This is a genomic window from Leifsonia sp. NPDC102414 (genome assembly GCF_044765685.1).
Classification (GTDB): domain Bacteria; phylum Actinomycetota; class Actinomycetes; order Actinomycetales; family Microbacteriaceae; genus Leifsonia.
On record NZ_JBIWKN010000002.1, the window covers coordinates 323,357 to 339,589 of the forward strand.

17 protein-coding genes are annotated in these 16,233 nt (G+C 68.9%); 5 read left to right on the forward strand and 12 right to left on the reverse strand.

Features of this window, described 5'->3' with window-relative positions; all coding sequences use genetic code 11:
- Positions 1–2: 2 nt before the first annotated feature.
- The 7 genes from ACIRCZ_RS09820 to ACIRCZ_RS09850 form a co-directional block, all read right to left on the reverse strand.
- A complete protein-coding gene (locus tag ACIRCZ_RS09820) occupies positions 3–1,187 on the reverse strand; it encodes a glycine C-acetyltransferase (protein ID WP_402852403.1) in 1,185 nt (394 codons plus the stop codon).
- Positions 1,187–2,230 carry an L-threonine 3-dehydrogenase gene (tdh, locus tag ACIRCZ_RS09825; protein ID WP_402852406.1) on the reverse strand — a complete coding sequence of 348 codons (1,044 nt, stop codon included), beginning with the start codon at positions 2,228–2,230 and terminating at the stop codon, positions 1,187–1,189. The genes ACIRCZ_RS09820 and tdh overlap by 1 nt, the downstream gene beginning before the upstream one ends.
- 193 nt (positions 2,231–2,423) lie before the next feature.
- Positions 2,424–2,840, reverse strand: coding sequence for a heat shock protein transcriptional repressor HspR (locus tag ACIRCZ_RS09830; protein WP_055898030.1), 417 nt, complete (start codon positions 2,838–2,840; stop codon positions 2,424–2,426).
- Positions 2,841–2,842: 2 nt separating this feature from the next.
- Entirely contained in the window at positions 2,843–3,832 is a 990-nt protein-coding gene (locus ACIRCZ_RS09835) for a DnaJ C-terminal domain-containing protein (RefSeq protein WP_055898028.1), read from the reverse strand.
- 125 nt (positions 3,833–3,957) lie between these two features.
- A complete protein-coding gene (locus ACIRCZ_RS09840; RefSeq protein WP_055898025.1) occupies positions 3,958–4,671 on the reverse strand; it encodes a nucleotide exchange factor GrpE in 714 nt (237 codons plus the stop codon).
- Between the two features lie 2 nt (positions 4,672–4,673).
- Positions 4,674–6,536, reverse strand: a complete 1,863-nt coding sequence (gene dnaK / locus ACIRCZ_RS09845) for a molecular chaperone DnaK (protein WP_055898022.1) — start codon at positions 6,534–6,536, stop codon at positions 4,674–4,676.
- Positions 6,537–6,770: 234 nt separating this feature from the next.
- Entirely contained in the window at positions 6,771–7,403 is a 633-nt protein-coding gene (locus ACIRCZ_RS09850) for a hypothetical protein (RefSeq protein WP_402852413.1), read from the reverse strand.
- Positions 7,404–7,439: 36 nt separating this feature from the next.
- On the opposite strand from ACIRCZ_RS09850, the gene ACIRCZ_RS09855 reads away from it, so the two are divergent.
- From ACIRCZ_RS09855 to ACIRCZ_RS09865, 3 genes are all read left to right on the forward strand, one after another.
- Entirely contained in the window at positions 7,440–8,180 is a 741-nt protein-coding gene (locus ACIRCZ_RS09855; RefSeq protein ID WP_055898994.1) for a GTP pyrophosphokinase family protein, read from the forward strand.
- Between the two features lie 106 nt (positions 8,181–8,286).
- Positions 8,287–8,430 carry a hypothetical protein gene (locus tag ACIRCZ_RS09860; protein WP_157480441.1) on the forward strand — a complete coding sequence of 48 codons (144 nt, stop codon included), beginning with the start codon at positions 8,287–8,289 and terminating at the stop codon, positions 8,428–8,430.
- Between the two features lie 125 nt (positions 8,431–8,555).
- Positions 8,556–9,392: a MerR family transcriptional regulator gene (locus ACIRCZ_RS09865; protein ID WP_402852418.1), complete on the forward strand. Its 837-nt coding sequence runs from the start codon at positions 8,556–8,558 to the stop codon at positions 9,390–9,392.
- Between the two features lie 86 nt (positions 9,393–9,478).
- Here the strand turns inward: ACIRCZ_RS09865 and ACIRCZ_RS09870 are convergent, their stop codons facing one another.
- Entirely contained in the window at positions 9,479–10,387 is a 909-nt protein-coding gene (locus ACIRCZ_RS09870; protein ID WP_055898016.1) for a hypothetical protein, read from the reverse strand.
- A 177-nt stretch (positions 10,388–10,564) separates the two neighbouring features.
- Here ACIRCZ_RS09870 and ACIRCZ_RS09875 point away from each other — a divergent pair, with 177 nt between their 5' ends.
- Positions 10,565–12,067, forward strand: coding sequence for an MFS transporter (locus ACIRCZ_RS09875; RefSeq protein ID WP_082581599.1), 1,503 nt, complete (start codon positions 10,565–10,567; stop codon positions 12,065–12,067).
- Positions 12,068–12,166: 99 nt separating this feature from the next.
- Here the strand turns inward: ACIRCZ_RS09875 and ACIRCZ_RS09880 are convergent, their stop codons facing one another.
- The 4 genes from ACIRCZ_RS09880 to ACIRCZ_RS09895 form a co-directional block, all read right to left on the reverse strand.
- Positions 12,167–12,580: an NUDIX domain-containing protein gene (locus ACIRCZ_RS09880; RefSeq protein WP_402852422.1), complete on the reverse strand. Its 414-nt coding sequence runs from the start codon at positions 12,578–12,580 to the stop codon at positions 12,167–12,169.
- A 34-nt stretch (positions 12,581–12,614) separates the two neighbouring features.
- Positions 12,615–13,823 carry an RNA polymerase sigma factor gene (locus ACIRCZ_RS09885; protein ID WP_402853594.1) on the reverse strand — a complete coding sequence of 403 codons (1,209 nt, stop codon included), beginning with the start codon at positions 13,821–13,823 and terminating at the stop codon, positions 12,615–12,617.
- A gap of 64 nt (positions 13,824–13,887) precedes the next feature.
- Positions 13,888–14,307, reverse strand: a complete 420-nt coding sequence (locus tag ACIRCZ_RS09890; RefSeq protein ID WP_055898010.1) for a YciI family protein — start codon at positions 14,305–14,307, stop codon at positions 13,888–13,890.
- Between the two features lie 142 nt (positions 14,308–14,449).
- Entirely contained in the window at positions 14,450–15,214 is a 765-nt protein-coding gene (locus ACIRCZ_RS09895) for a MarR family winged helix-turn-helix transcriptional regulator (protein ID WP_402852426.1), read from the reverse strand.
- A gap of 60 nt (positions 15,215–15,274) precedes the next feature.
- Between ACIRCZ_RS09895 and ACIRCZ_RS09900 the strand changes: the two genes are divergently transcribed.
- Positions 15,275–16,195: a hypothetical protein gene (locus tag ACIRCZ_RS09900; protein ID WP_402852429.1), complete on the forward strand. Its 921-nt coding sequence runs from the start codon at positions 15,275–15,277 to the stop codon at positions 16,193–16,195.
- The last annotated feature ends 38 nt before the right edge of the window (positions 16,196–16,233 follow it).

Sequence of the window (16,233 nt, forward strand, 5' to 3'; positions counted from 1 at the left end):
GCTTACGCGACCGCATCCCGAGCGGCGACGAACGCGGCCACGCAGCGACGGATCTCCTCGTCGGTGTGCGCAGCGGAGAGCTGCACGCGGATGCGCGCCTTGCCGCGCGGCACCACGGGGAACGAGAACGCCGTCACGTAGACCCCCAGCCGCTGCATCTCGTCGGCGATGCGTGCGGTGAGCGCCGCGTCGCCGAACATCACCGGCACGATCGGATGCTCGCCCGGCAGCAGGTCGAAGCCCGCCTCGGTCATCAGCGAACGGAACAGCGCCGCGTTGGCGACGAGCTGCGCGCGCAGGTGGTCGGACTGCTCCAGCAGGTCGAGCGCCGCGATGGTCCCGGCGACGATCGACGGCGCGAGCGTGTTCGAGAACAGGTACGGCCGCGCGCGCTGACGCAGCAGGTCCACGATCTCGCTGTGCGACGACACGTAGCCGCCTGATGCGCCGCCCAGCGCCTTTCCGAATGTGCCCGTATAGATGTCCACCCGGTCGGCGACTCCGCAGAACTCCGGCGTCCCCCGCCCGTGCTCCCCGACGAACCCGACGGCGTGCGAGTCGTCGACGAACACCAGCGCGCCGAACTCGTCGGCCAGATCGCAGATCTCGCGCAGCGGGGCGATGTAGCCGTCCATCGAGAACACGCCGTCTGTGACGATCACGGTGTGGCGGGCACCCGCATCCCGTGCGGCGGCCAGCTGGGCGCGCAGGTCGGCCAGGTCGCGGTTCTTGTAGCGGTAGCGCTGCGCCTTGGAGAGCCGGATGCCGTCGATGATGGATGCGTGGTTCAGCTCGTCGGAGACGATGGCGTCGTCCGCGGTGAACAGCGTCTCGAAGACCCCGCCGTTCGCGTCGAAGCACGACGAGAACAGGATGGTCGCCTCCGTGCCGAGGAACTGCGACACGCGACGCTCCAGCTCGAGGTGCTGCTCCTGCGTGCCGCAGATGAACCGCACGCTCGCCAGCCCGTATCCCCAGTCGTCGAGGGCCTGTTTGGCCGCATCCACGAGGGCGGGGTGGTCGGCGAGGCCGAGGTAGTTGTTGGCGCAGAAGTTGAGTACCTCGGCGCCGTCCGCCGTGATCAGCGCCGACTGCGGACCGTGGATGCTGCGCTCGCGCTTGGTGAGCCCCGCCGCTTCGATCTCCGTCAGCTGCATCGCCACCGTCTCCCGAAACGTTCCGTACATCAGAGCTCCGTCCAATCCAGGATGACCTTGCCGCCGTCGGCCGCCGCGGCCGCGGCGAACCCCTTCTCCCAGTCCCGCGCCGCGAACCGGTCGGAGACGACGGAGGCGATGGCGTCGCGCAGCGTTGCGGAGGTCTGCAGCATCGCGCCCATCGCGTTCCAGGTCTCGAACATCTCGCGGCCGTAGATGCCCTTGAGGGTGAGCATGTGGGTGACCACGTTGCCCCAGTCGATCGCGATCGGAGCGGACGGCAGCCCGAGCATCGCGATGCGGCCGCCGTGGTTCATGTTCTCGATCATCCCCGGCAGCGCGCTCGGTGCACCGCTCATCTCGAACCCGACGTCGAAGCCTTCGCGCATCCCGAGCGCCTGCTGCGCCGACCGGATGGGCGCCTGCGAGACGTCGACGGTGTAGTCGGCGCCCATGCCCTCTGCGAGCGCGAGCCTGGCCGCGCTGATGTCCGTTCCGACGATGAAGCGCGCTCCGACGTGCCTGGCGACCGCGATGGCCATGAGGCCGATGGGGCCGCACCCCGTGACCAGCACGTCCTCGCCGACGACCGGGAACGCGAGCGCGGTGTGCACAGCGTTGCCGAGCGGGTCGAACAGGGCGCCGACCTCCGGCTCGATGGTGCTGTGGTGCACCCACACGTTGGTGGCCGGCAGGGTGAGGTATTCGGCGAACGCGCCGTTGCGCTGCACGCCGAGGCCCTGGGTGCGGATGCACATCTGGCGGCGTCCCGCGCGGCAGTTGCGGCAGGTCCCGCAGACGATGTGCCCTTCGCCGGAGACGAGGTCGCCGACGGCCACATCGTGCACCAGCGGGCCGACCTCGACCACCTCGCCGAAGAACTCGTGCCCGGGGATGAGCGGGGTGACGACGGCGGACGCCGCCCAGTCGTCCCAGCGCTGGATGTGCAGATCTGTTCCGCAGATGCCGGTCCGCAGCACGCGGATCTTGACGTCCGCCTGCCCGATCTCCGGCTCGGGTACGTCGACCAGTTCGAGACCGGGTCCGGCCTCGCTCTTGAAGAGAGCCTTCATCGCCACCTTCCTTGTGGACAGCCCCTCGTGGGGGTTCGTGAAGCAGTTCGGGATGCGCGGCCCTCGTGGGGCGGCGCGTCTCGCCGCTGACAGCCTAGACGCTCCGACGTCCATCGGCTGAGGCCGTCCACGCGTGCGGAAGGCGCGGCCGGCGTGCTGCCGACCGCGCCTTCTGCACGAGTGATGGGTGCCGTCAGTCGCGGTCCAGGGGACGCCAGACGACGACCTGGTTGCTGCGACGGACGCGCGTGCCCGCGCGCAGCGAGATGACCTCGCCCGCTGAGCCTGCCGCGAAGACGCGGTGGCCGGGCCGGTTCAGCAGCTCGTCCGCCAGCGCCGTCTCGAGCTCGCGCACCCGTTTCGTGAGCGCGCCGACCTGATCCTCCAGGTCCAGGATGCGCCGGATGCCCTCGAGGCTCACACCTTCCGCCCCGAGCCGCGCAATCTCCTGCAGCTTCGCGACGTCGCGCATCGAATAGCGGCGCGACTTGCCTGCCGTCCTGCTCGGGCTGACCAGCCCGAGCCTGTCGTACTGGCGGAGGGTCTGTGGATGCATCCCCGCCAGTTCGGCCGCGATCGAGATCACGAAGACCTGGCTGTTCTCATCCATGATCAGGTGCGGGCCTTAGCGAGCAGATCTTCGCGGGGATTCTCGTCTGGAAGCTTCGCAGCGAACTCCTTGAGCGCCTCCTGAGCCTCCGGGGAGAGGTGCGAAGGAACCGCCACCTGCACCACCGCGAGGAGGTCGCCCGTGCCCTTCGCCGTCTGCACACCGCGGCCCTTGACGCGCAGCACGCGGCCGCTCGGCGTTCCCGGCGCGACGCGCAGCTTGACGGGGTCGCCGCCCAGGGTCGGCACCTCGATGGTCGCCCCGAGGGCCGCCTCCGCGAACGTCACGGGGACGGTCACACGCAGGTTGAGGCCATCGCGCTCGAACACCGGGTGCTTGCGCACGGTGACGGTGAGCACGATGTCGCCCGCCTCGCCGCCGTCCGGGCTCGGCTGACCCTTGCCGCGGAGCTTGATCTTCTGGCCGTCTGCGACGCCGGCAGGGATCTTGACCTTGATCGGCTTGCCGTCCGAGGCCTGCAGCGTGATGGTCTCGCCCTTGGTGGCCGTGACGAAGTCGATGGTGGTGTGCGCGGTCACGTCGCGGCCGCGCGTCGGTCCGCCGTAGCCGCGGAACCCTCCGCTTGACGAGCCGAAGCCGCCTCCGCCCTGGCCGAACAGTCCGCCGAACACGTCGTCGAAGTTGCCGCCCTGCTGGTAGCTGTAGCCTCGGCTTCCTCCCTGGCCGAACATCCCGCCGAAGACGTCGTCGAAGCCGCCCTGACCCGCGGAGCCAGGCGCGGTGAAGCGGGCACCGGAGCCCATCGCGCGGATCTGGTCGTACTCCTTGCGCTGCTCGGGATCGCCGAGCACCGAGTGCGCTTCGCTGATCTCCTTGAACTTGGCCTCCGCGGCCGGGTCGCCGGGATTGGAGTCGGGGTGGTACTTGCGCGCGAGCTTGCGGTAGACCTTCTTCAGCTCCGCTGGGGTGACGTCTTTGGAGACGCCGAGAACCTTGTAGAAGTCCTTGTCGAACCAGTCCTGGCTTGCCATGGCGCCTCCTTTCTAAGCCTGTTGTCGTGTGTATGAAGTCTGCATGTATTCGTGGCGCACGTCACGGAAGCGGCGGGATGCGTATCCCGCCGCTTCGCGTGTCACGTGCATCCGGCCGTCGGGGGTCAGGCCGGAACCGCGACGACGACCTTCGCCACCCGCACCGTGGTGGAGCCGAGCCGGTAGCCCGTCTCGACCACGTCGGCGATGGTGTCCACCGTCACGCCGGGGGTCGGCTGCTGGAAGATCGCCTCGTGGATCTGCGGATCGAACGGCTCGCCCTTCTCGCCGTACGGCGTGAGGCCGAGACGTTCCACCGTGGTGCGCAGTTTGGCCGCGATCGTGGCGAACGCGCTGCCCTCTTCGAGGTCGCCGTGCTTCTCAGCACGGTCGAGGTCGTCGAGCACGGGAAGGAGCCCCTTCACCGTGTCGCCGACCGCACGTTCCCGCTCGAGCTCGCGGTTGGACTCTGTGCGCTTGCGGTAGTTCGCGTACTCCGCGGTGACCCGCTGGAGATCGGCGAGGCGCTCCGCCGCGAGCTGGTCCGCCGTCGACTGCCCGCTGAGCAGATCCAGGTCGTCGTCGGAGAGGAGGGACCCGAGGTCGTCCCCGTCGGCCGGGCCGACGTCGACGAGCTCCTCGTGGGCGAGGTCGGGGCCGGCGCCGCTTCCGTCTCCGGAAGCCGCGCCGGCGTCCTGACCGTCGCCGTCCTGGCCATCCTGGCCGGCCTGCGGCTGCCGAACCTTGCCGGTCTCGGGGTCGATCTTCCGCTTGTCGCGGATGATCGGCTCCTCGCGCTCAGGGTCTTCGCCCTGCCCGTTGGGGTTCTGGTCCGACATCGTTACTTCTTCTCCTCGTCTTCGACGACCTCTGCGTCGATGACGTCCTCGTCCGAGTTCTCCTCGGCGGGCTGGTCACCGGCAGGAGCCTGCTCACCGGCGGTCGCGTCGGCCTGAGCGGACGAGTAGATCGCCTCTCCGAGCTTCTGCTGGCTCGCGTTGAGCTTGTCGTACGCGGTCTTGACTGCGTCCTCGTCGTCTCCGGCGAGCGCGGTCTTCAGCGCGTCGACGTCGCCCTGGACCTCGTTCTTGACGTCCTCGGGGAGCTTGTCCTCGTTGTCCTTGATCAGCTTCTCGATCGAGTATGCGAGCTGCTCGGCCGTGTTGCGGGTCTCGGCGGTCTCACGACGCTTCTTGTCCTCGGCGGCGTGCTCCTCCGCCTCGCGCACCATGCGCTCGATGTCGTCCTTCGGCAGCGACGAGCCGCCGGTGATCGTCATCGACTGCTCCTTGCCCGTGCCCTTGTCCTTGGCGGACACGTGCACGATGCCGTTCGCATCGATGTCGAAGGTGACCTCGACCTGCGGGATGCCACGGGGAGCCGGGGCGATACCGGTGAGCTCGAACGTGCCGAGTGGCTTGTTGTCGCGGGTGAACTCGCGCTCGCCCTGGAAGACCTGGATGGCGACGGACGGCTGGTTGTCGTCCGCGGTCGTGAAGGTCTCGCTGCGCTTGGTCGGGATCGCGGTGTTGCGGTCGATCAGCTTCGTCATGATGCCGCCCTTGGTCTCGATACCGAGGCTCAGCGGGGTGACGTCGATGAGGAGGACGTCCTTGCGCTCTCCCTTGAGGACACCGGCCTGGAGGGCGGCGCCGACGGCGACGACCTCGTCAGGGTTGACGCCCTTGTTGGGCTCCTGTCCACCGGTCTCCTGCTTCACCAGCTCGCTCACGGCCGGCATGCGGGTGGAACCGCCGACGAGCACGACGTGCGCGATGTCGGACACCTTGATGCCCGCCTCGCGGATGACGTCCTGGAACGGCTTCTTGGTGCGGTCGAGGAGGTCGCTGGTCATCTGCTCGAACTGGGCGCGGGTGAGCGTCTCGTCGAGGTTGGCCGGGCCGTTCTCGGTGAGCGAGAGGTACGGCAGCTGGATGCTCGTCGACATGCTCGACGACAGCTCCTTCTTGGCCTGCTCTGCAGCTTCCTTGAGGCGCTGCAGCGCGATCTTGTCCTTGGAGACGTCGACACCGGTCGAGTCCTTGAAGCGCTTGATGAGCCACTCGACGATGCGCTGGTCCCAGTCGTCTCCACCGAGGCGGTTGTCACCGGCGGTGGCGCGGACCTGGATGGTCGAGAAGTCGTCGTCCTTGCCCACCTCGAGGAGGGAGACGTCGAACGTTCCGCCACCGAGGTCGAAGACCAGGATGAGCTCGTCTTCCTTGCCCTTGTCGAGGCCGTATGCGAGCGCGGCCGCGGTGGGCTCGTTGATGATGCGGAGCACGTTGAGGCCCGCGATCTCACCGGCCTCCTTGGTGGCCTGGCGCTCTGCGTCGTTGAAGTACGCGGGAACGGTGATGACCGCATCCGTGACGGTGTCGCCGAGGTACTGCTCCGCGTCCCTCTTGAGCTTGGCGAGGATGCGCGCCGAGATCTCCTGCGGCGTGTACTTCTTGCCGTCGATGTCGACGGTCCAGTCGGTGCCCATGTGGCGCTTGACGGACGCGATGGTGCGGTCGACGTTGGTGACGGCCTGGCGCTTGGCGGTCTCGCCGACGAGCACCTCGCCGTCCTTGGTGAACGCGACGACCGACGGGGTGGTGCGGAAGCCCTCCGCGTTGGCGATGACGGTGGGCTCGCCACCCTCGAGGACGGAGACGACGGAGTTCGTGGTTCCGAGGTCGATTCCTACTGCACGTGACATATGTGCTTTCTCCTTTTGTTGCTGACTGTGTGGCTGAAAAATCTGGGGTCAAGAGTTGAGTCCCGACGACTCAAGTGTTGCATCCACTGCTGAACCTGTCAAGCCGAGGATCCAAAACTTGAGCGCACTTGACTCAACTTTGAACGACGGTCGTTCATTCCCGAAAACTGCGAGAGATGACAAGCGCTGGAGACAGGGAAGTACGATCCGGGCGCGGTGGTGCGCCGTGAGCGCTCAGCGTCGGACGAGCATCCCCCGCCCGGCGTAGAAGCGCTGGAAGTCGTCGACCGGGAGGGACGCATCCGCTGCCGTCGCGCCGATCCCCGACGGGTTGTGGAACGAGACCGTTTCGCCGTCGAAGCCGTGCACGAGAACGAGATGGCCGCCGACCCGGTCGTTCTGCCGCTCCGGATAGCGGATCTCTGGCGTGACAGACGCGATGGCGACGACGCTCCGCCTCGTGGATGCCTGCCTGATGGGCTCGAAGTGCTCGCGCGCTGTCGACCTCTCCACCACCTCGCCGTCCAGCTCGTACGCGGCGGCGATCCAGGACAGGAACGGGCGGTAGTAGAGCCCGCGGACGGTGTCGGCCTCCGGGATCAGCGCGCCCGCCGCCGTCGCGCCGTCGATCAGGTCGCGCATCGTCGCATCCGCAGCCTCCGGACGCCAGACGCGCATCACGGAGCGCAGGCAGGCCAGCCCGCACACATTACGCGCCCAGTACCGGTACTCGTCGGCGGACGCGTACCCATCCCGCGCCCAGTCGTGCAGCGCTGCCGGGTCCTCACCGCGCACGATCAGCGCCTCGTTGCAGCGCGGATCGCCCCACTGGGATTCGTACGGGAAGCCGGTGTCCCCCGAATTCACACCGCCTCCACAAGGACCGTCGATAGCGTGCTGTTCATGGATTCGGAGTCCCTTCCCGTCGATCACAACGGACCGCTGCTGTCGTCGCGCGCCATCGAGGCGCTGCAGAACATCGACGCGGCGACGCTCGACGAGGTGCAGGCGTTCCGCACGGACTTCGCGCGGTTCATCATGCCCTACAAGTTCGGCATCGACGAGATCTCGACCAAGGTGTCGATCCTCCGCGAGGAATTCGCCGAGCTCCACGACTACAACCCGATCGAGCACATCACCAGCCGCCTCAAGTCGGCGGAGAGCATCGAGCAGAAGATCATCCGCAAGCAGTGCGACCCGTCGTTCGACGCGATCCGCGAGTCGATCACCGACATCGCGGGCATCCGCATCGTCTGCAGCTTCGTCTCCGACGTGTACCACGTGTTCGAGCTGCTTTCGGCGCAGGCGGACGTCAACGTGCTGCGCGTGAAGGATTACATCGGGCATCCCAAGGCCAACGGGTACAAGAGCCTGCACGCGATCGTGGAGGTGCCGGTCTTCCTGTCTGACGGACCGATCGCTGTTCCTGTCGAGATCCAGATCCGCACCGTCGCGATGGACTTCTGGGCCAGCCTGGAGCACAAGATCTACTACAAGTACGACGGCGAGGTGCCGGAGGAACTGCTCCGCGACCTCACCGACGCCGCGGTGAAGGCCAACCAGCTCGACATCACGATGGAGAGCCTGCACCGGCAGGTGCGCGGCAAGGGCGGCACCCAGTACACGCTGCCGATCGCGATCTAGCCGCCAAGGCGGGACCTGCCCTGCTCGTCCCTGGACCCAGTCCACACGCAGACTCATCGAACATGTGAGCTCTCCCCCGCGGGCCGATCGACCTGAACGAGAAGAAGTGAAGCAGCAGATCATCGCCTCGCGCATGTTCGGGCATCCGGTGACCGACCTGCCACCGTCGTGCACGTCCTGTCCGTGGACGCGCAGCGGGGCGACGGCACGGATGCGCAGGGAGAAGTCCGTTGCTGGACCGGTGACGTAGCCGCTCATGCTCCACGACAGTACGGCGCGGCCGGACGCCAGCGACGAAACGAGCTTGCATTCCATGGACCGCTGTGAGGTCGAGCGGCTATGGGACTTGACCCTCACACCGTGTCAGGCTGGAGCGTGGCCTCCATCATGTACACAATCGGGGAATTCGCGGCGATCGGGAGAATCAGCGTGCGGATGCTGCGGCACTACGACGCGATCGGCCTGCTGCCGCCGGCACATGTCGACGAGAACAACGGGTACCGATTCTATTCGGACGTGCAGCTTGCGAGCCTGCTCCTGATCGTCGAGCTGCGACAGCTCGGGATCGGCCTGGACGCCATCGCCGCCGTGCTCGCCTCCGCCGACCCGCGGCCCGCCCTGACGGCCACGCTGCGGCAACGCCGGACGGAGCTGGTGGCGGGAATCGCCCAGGACCGCGAACGGCTCGATCGGCTCGAGCGGCGCCTCAACATTTTGGAAGGAACGGAAATCATGTCCACACTCGTCGAGTACCGCCCCCTCGAGGCGCTCACCGTCTACGCCGTCAGCGGCACCGCGCCCGGGATGGGGCCAGAACTCGTGGGGCCGGTCGTCGGGCCGCTCATCGGCTCACTGGACCAGGCTCTGGAGGCCGCGGGGCGTCCGATCCTCGCGCCTTCGACGTTCTGGTACGAACCCCGGGACGATGAACGGCTCGAGGTGAACATCTCCTATCCGGCGGAGACACCTCCCCAGCCAGGCGAGGGCTATGACGTCGTCGAGCTGCCTGCTGTGCCCCTGGCCGCGACACTGATGCACCACGGCGACATGTCCGGCATCGGCGATTCCTGGATGGCGCTCATCGAGAGCCTCGTCGCCGACGGCTACCGCGTCATCGGCCCCACCCGCGAGGTGTACGTGCGTGCCACCGGCCACATCCCGGGCCCCGACTGGCTGACCGAGCTCCAAGCGCCCGTCGAGCTGGCCTCCTGATCGAGGATCGTTCGACGCTGCCGCCCCGCGGCTTCTCGTTCTCGCTCGGCCCCCGAACCTCCGTCGGCCCGCGCTGCTCGTGAGCGTCAGTAGCCGACGACGCCCGTGAAGTCGGGAGAGCCGTCCGACGTCACTGGGAGCGGCTGGCCGCTGATGTAGCGCGGCCACTCCAGCCGGAGGCCGCCGGCCACGTCGAGCCGGGGGTACGCGGCGGTCGGCGGGGTTGCGGTGGGGACCTGGGATGCGGCGGGAACCGCTGCGAACGCGGTTTGGGGCGCCTGCGTCGCGGTGGGGGGCGCGGGCTGAGGGGCCGTCGGCTGCGCGAACGCGCCCGGCTGCTGGGGCGGCCACGGCTGCGGCCTCTCCCGCTTCGGCCCGAAGAGTGTGTACGTGAGCGGGATCAGGATGGTGCCGAGGGCATCCAGGATCGCCACCACCGCCATCAGGCGCCAATACGTCTCGCCGAAGTCGACGCTCGGCAGCGCGAGCGGAACGGACAGCCCGAGGGTGAGCAGCGCGACGAGGAGCAGTGTCGCCACGGTGACCTTGCTCATCACCGGGCCGGTGAAGCGCCGCTGCGTGTTCAGGACCAGGTGGATGTGCAGGAGCCCGAGCCGCGTCACGATCACCAGGGCGATCCACGCGAACGGCTCCCACCACGGCCCGTGCGCGAACGGGTCGTCCGGGTTGACCGCGACGGGCACCCAGATCTTCGCCAGCCCCGCCATCAGCAGGTACGCGGACGTGATCACGCTCACCACGCCGAACCAGGCCGCTCGCCTGGCGGACACGTCGGCGTCGTACCAGGACACCAGGGAGAAGAAGACCAGCAGTGCGATCGTGCCGATCAGCCGCCAGCAGGTCTCGTCGAACCGGCCGATCACCACCGCGTAGACGCCCACCAGCGCGGCAGCGATGAGCGCTCCGATCACGATGCGGGGCAGCAGATGCCGCACCCATCCGTACTGTCGGACCTGGTTCGCCGTCGTCGTCATGTGAGCCTCCGTGCCGTGTATGCCGCTCCGGACATATGCACGTCCGGAGCACCTTCGGCGCGAGCCTATCCGCGGCGGCGGTGCGGCGATAACCGTGTCCGCACGGATCATCGGGACGGGGCACGCCACGAGCGCGCGGTTCACCCACCGGCAACCCCGACGCCATACGCTGTGCTCATGAGCACTCCCCCGAGCGCGAACGGCAACGACGCCGACCGCGGCACCCAGCCTCCGTCAGCGCCAGGCACCCCGACGCCGGCCGGGCCCCCGCCCGCGAACACCGATGCCCTGGTCACCTCCGCGTCTCCGCTGTTCGTCGACAGCTCGGCCGAGCGCCGCATCCCTCGTCGTCAGGTGGTGTCATGGGCCCTCTGGGACTGGGGAGGGGCCGCGTTCAACGCCGTCATCACGACCTTCGTGTTCACCGTCTACCTGACGGGCAGCCTGTTCGTCGACCCGGCGCTCGTCGCGGCACGGGATGCGGAGACCGACCTCAGCGGACCGGCCCACGCCGCCGTCACCGCCGCCGAGGCGCCGCTGTCGAGCGGGCTCGGCTGGGGACTCGCCATCGCGGGCATCGTCGTCGCCCTGATCGCCCCGGTGCTCGGCCAGCGCACGGACGGATCGGGCCGCCGCAAGCTGTGGCTCGGCATCAACACGGGCGTGGTGGTGGTGATGACGGCGCTGATGTTCTTCGTCGTCGGCGCGCCTGGCTACTTCCTGTTCGGCGTGATCCTTGTCGCCATCGGCACGATCTTCTACGAGATCGCGACCGTCAACTACAACGCGATGCTCGTGCAGGTGTCGACGCCGAAGACGGTCGGCAGGGTCAGCGGATTCGGCTGGGGCGCCGGATACCTCGGCGGCATCGTCCTGCTCCTCATCGTCTACTTCGGCCTCGTCACCGGCAACGACGACGGCACGGGCGGGATGTTCCACGTCACCGAGGACGCCGGCCTCAACATCCGGATCATCGCCCTGATCGCGGCAGCCTGGACGCTGATCTTCTCCCTCCCTGTGCTGATCGCCGTGCCGGAGATGCCAATCGGCTCCCGGCGACCGCGGGTGGGGTTCTTCCAGTCGTACGGCGTGCTCGTGCGCGACATCGGACGGTTGTGGAAGGAGAGCCGCAACACGGTCCTGTTCCTCATCGCATCAGCCCTGTTCCGTGACGGCCTGGTGGGCGTGTTCACGTTCGGCGGTATCCTCGCGCAGGGCACGTTCGGGTTCAGCAGCGGCGACGTCATCATCTTCGCCATCGCCGCGAACGTCGTCGCCGGTATCAGCACGTTCGTTTCCGGCCGCTTCGACGACCGGTTCGGGGCGAAGCCGGTGATCGTCACCTCCCTGGTCGGCCTGGTGATCGCCGGGCTCGCCGTCTTCTTCGCGCACGACCTCGGCGCGACCGCGTTCTGGATCGGCGGACTCGTGCTCTGCCTGTTCGTCGGGCCTGCGCAGTCGGCGAGCCGCACCTTCCTCGCCAGGGTCACGCCCGCCGGCAGGGAGGGCGAGGTGTTCGGGCTATACGCCACGACCGGACGCGCCGTCTCATTCCTGGCGCCGCTGCTGTTCGCGACGTTCGTCGCGGTCGGCGGCGCCCAGTACTGGGGCATCCTCGGCATCGTCCTCGTGCTCGCCGCGGGCCTCGCGCTGCTCATCCCGGTGCGCGCCACGCGCTGACCGCCCGGCGCCCTTCCCGCCCCCCCCCCCCCCCCCCTTCGCGCCATCATCGAGTCCGGAGTTGTTCACACCCGGGGTCGGCGTGTCGCCTGAAGAAGTTCAGACTCGACGATCGGGGAGCTGGGCGAGGGCGGGGATGACGCGGTCGCGGAGGAGCGGGGCGAGGTCGCCGAGCGGGTCGGCCTGGCTCGACCAGCGCAGCTCTGCGATCTCGGCTGCCGCAATGGGGATGCCCGTGAGGTCGGCGGTGAACACCGTCGCGTCGAGGATGTGGCCCGGCTCGTTCGCCGCGTCGGCCTCCCAAGCGCCGAGCAGCCGCAGCTCACTGTGGGCGAGGACGATGCCGACCTCCTCCCGCACCTCGCGCACGGCGGCCTCCGCCGCTGACTCGCCCGGTTCCGGCTTTCCACCCGGCAGCATGAACCGCGACGTGCCCTTCTTGCGGACAGTGAGGACGTCGCCGTCCCCCCGGACGAACGCGACCGCGGAGACGGTGATGACGGGGTGAGACATGGAACGAGCGTAGCGAGCCGCCCAGCCACGCGCGTCACCCGGAGCGCAGCCTGTCGAGCTTTGCGACGATGGCCGTCCGTTCCGATGGGGACGGGCTGAGGGCGAGCGCCTCCTCGAGGGCCGCGGCCGCCGCATCCCGTCGCCCCAGGCGGGCGAGCAGCTCGCCACGCGTCGCAGGGAGCAGAGAGGAGCCGGCGAGCTCCCCTCGTTCGATCATCGCGTCGACGAGCGCGACACCGGCGGCCGGGCCGACCGCCATGGCGACGGCGACCGCGCGATTCAGCTCGACCACGGGAGACGGCGCGAGCTGAGCGAGCGCGTCGTAGAGGAGGACGATGCGATTCCAGTCCGTCTCCGCCACCGACGACGCCACAGCGTGACACTCGGCGATCGAGGCCTGCAGGCCGTATGCGCCGAGCCCTCTGCCTGCCGACGCCGCGTGCGCGAGCGCGGCCCGTCCCCGCCGGATGGCTGCCGTGTCCCAGAGCCGTCTGTCCTGGTCCTCCAGTAATACAGGCTCGCCGTCCGCATCCATTCTGGCGGGGAAGCGCGCCGCCGTCAGCTCCATCAGCGCCAGCAGGCCGAACGCCTCCGGCTCCGGCGCCAGACGCACGAGCACCCTGGCCAGGCGGAGGGCCTCGTCGGCGAGGTCGGTGCGCATCCAGGTGTCGCCCGTGGAGGCGAACGACCCTTCCGAGAAGATCAGGTAGACCACCTGCAGCACCGATCCCAGGCGTTCGCCTCGCTCGGTGGGCTCCGGCACCGCGAACGGGACCCTCGCGGCCGAAAGCGTCTTCTTGGCGCGGGTGATCCTGGCCTGGATGGTCGGCACCGGCACCAGGAACGCCCGCGCGATCTCGTCGCTGGTGAGACCGCCGACCACGCGCAGCGTGAGCGCGATGCGCGCCTCCCTGGACAGGACGGGGTGGCAGCTCACGAACATCAGGGCGAGCACGTCGTCGTCGATGGCCCCTGGGTCGAACAGGGCATCGACGCCGGGTTGCGTCTCCTCCAGGTCGCGCGCGAGCAGCGCATACCGGTCGTCGCGCGCCGCCCTCCTGCGGAACGAGTCGATCGCGCGGCGGCGGCCGACGGTGAGCAGCCAGCCGGTGGGTTGAGCAGGCACGCCGTCGACCGCCCAGGAGACGAGCGCCTCGGCGAGCGCCTCCTGGGCCAGGTCTTCAGCGAGCGCGAAGTCGCCGGTGTAGCGGGCGAGGGCGCCGACGATCCTCGCCGACTCCATCCGCCACACGGCCTCGACGGCCGCGCGCGCTGCTGTGCTGGTGGTCACAGGGTGCCGGGGTGCCTCAGAGCTGGCCGGTCTGCTCGCGCCAGGCGCGTTCCTTCTGGATCCATACGTTGTCCTGCGGGAACTCGTCGATCGTCGGCACCCGGCGGATCTCGCAGATGCTGCCGGACATCATCGGTGCGCGCTTGGCCCACTCGACGGCCTCCTGCGCCGACGCGACGTCGAGGATGTAGTAGCCGTTGAACAGTTCGCGGGTCTCCCCATACGGGCCGTCGGTGACCACGGGAGTCTCACCCGTGAAGTCGACGACGACACCCTCACTCGGGTCGGCGAGCCCCTCGGCTGCGAGCAGGACGCCCGCCCGGATGAGTTCGTCGTTGAACTGCCCCATTGCGTTGAGGATCTCTTCGAAATCGACGTTCGCGAAGGCAGCCATCGACGCCTCGGTCGGTCGCAGGATGAGCATGTACTTGGGCATTGTCTTCTCCTTGGTTCGAGGTCCTTTCGACCTTTTCATCCAGAGGTCGAACGGCGCGACCCCCGATCGACAGGATGTGGAAAGCTTCTTCGGGAGGCCGTGGTGTGGAGGGATGCTCGCCTGCTGGCGATGCGATACGTGCTCAGTCGCGCGGCCACGCCCGCACGAAGCGTGCGAACAAGTCGGCGAAGGTCCGCGCTTCCTCCGGCGTGAATGCCTCGAGTGCCTGCTCGACCGCCGAACGCCGGTGGTTGCGCACCTCGGAGATCTGCTTGCGCCCCGCTGCCGTCAGCTGGATGAGGGTGCGTCGTGCATCCGCCGGATCGGTCACCCTGCTCACGAGGCCGCGGTCGACAGCCTCCTGAACGAGCCTGCTCGCCCGCGGCTGGTCGACGCCGATCGCCGGTGCCAGGGTGCTGATGGAGTACGTCGCGCCCTCGCGTTCCGCCGCTTCGAGCACGTCGAGCATCCGGAAGCGCGCGGCGCGGCCGAGGGAGCCGTCCGGGCGGCCTCGACGGCCGGGGGCCTGGCGGCCTGAGTCGCCGAAGCCGGGGAAGCCGCCGGGGACGGAGCCCGCGCCGGGGACGGAGCCCGCGCCGGGGACGGAGCCATCGCCGGGGGCGGAGCCTGGCGCGCCGCCGGGGAACCGGCCGCGGGAGGCGTCCTCCGCCTCGCCGTCCTGCGCATCGAAGCCGTGGCGACCGCCGTGACCCGCCCAGCCCTGGCCACCGCGATGGCCGTGGCCGACGCCCTCCTGCCACGGGGGACGGCCAGGCATTCCGTGCGACGGCGGCCCTCCGTGCATCCTGCGGCGCGACTGATCGTGACGGACGGCCATCAGGGACTGCTCGACGAGCGCCACGATGTCCGCATCCTGCGAATCGGATTCGGGGACTTGACCATCCATTTCCATGTATGTAATCATACAACTGCTTGTAACAGTACATGCAATAGGAAAGGGTTCCTGATGAACACCGACACGAATACACACACGACACCCCCCGGCTACTGGTTCGGGGTCATCGAGCACGAGCTGCGGCACCGGATGCGCCACGAGCTCTCCGGCTTCGACCTGCGCCGCGGAAGCTGGCGGGTCCTCAACACGATCGCCGACGGCGCGACCAGCGTCGACGACATCGCAACCACACTTCCGCCCGGTCGCGGCGGACGCGGCCGAGGCGGGTTCGCCCGCGGCCAGTACGGGTTCCGCGGCGGCGAGCGAGGCGGTTCAGGCCGCGGACGCTTCGGTCACCCGCGGTTCGCGACCGACGAGGAACGCGCAGCGTTCTGGGAGCAGCGACAGCAGCGGTTCGAGGAGCTGCATGAGCGGCACGGCTTCGGCCCAGGCGAGCGCCACGGCTTCGGCCCTGGCGAGCACCACCGCCCGGAAGGCTTCGCGCACGCCGACGCAGCCTGCCACGGTCACCGGCACCACCACGACGACGAGCACACGCGCGACGCCCACAGCCAGCACGACCACCACGGCCATCACGGCCATCACGGCCATCACGGCCACGAGCACCCGCACGGCGCCGCCCGTCACCCATCGCGCGCATCCCGCGTCGAGGCGACCATCGCCGACTTCGTGGAGCGAGGCTGGGTCACCCTGTCAGGCGACCGCAACGAGGTGGTCGAGTTGACCGACGCCGGACGTGCGGCGCACGAGTCGGCCCGTGAGCGCATCCAGGGCCTTCGCACCTCGATGACCTCCGGGATCAGCGAGGCGGACTACGCGACCACCATCTCCACCCTCAAGGCGATGGCGCGCAACCTCGGCTGGCACGAGAAGTCCGCACCGGAGGACGCCCCAGCGGCAGCAGCACCGGCACCGGCACCGGCCGACGACACCTCCGCGCCGGACGGCAGCTCTCCATCGCAGGAGAAGTGACAGCTGTGCGCCCGTCCGATCGGGCGCAGCCACCGTCG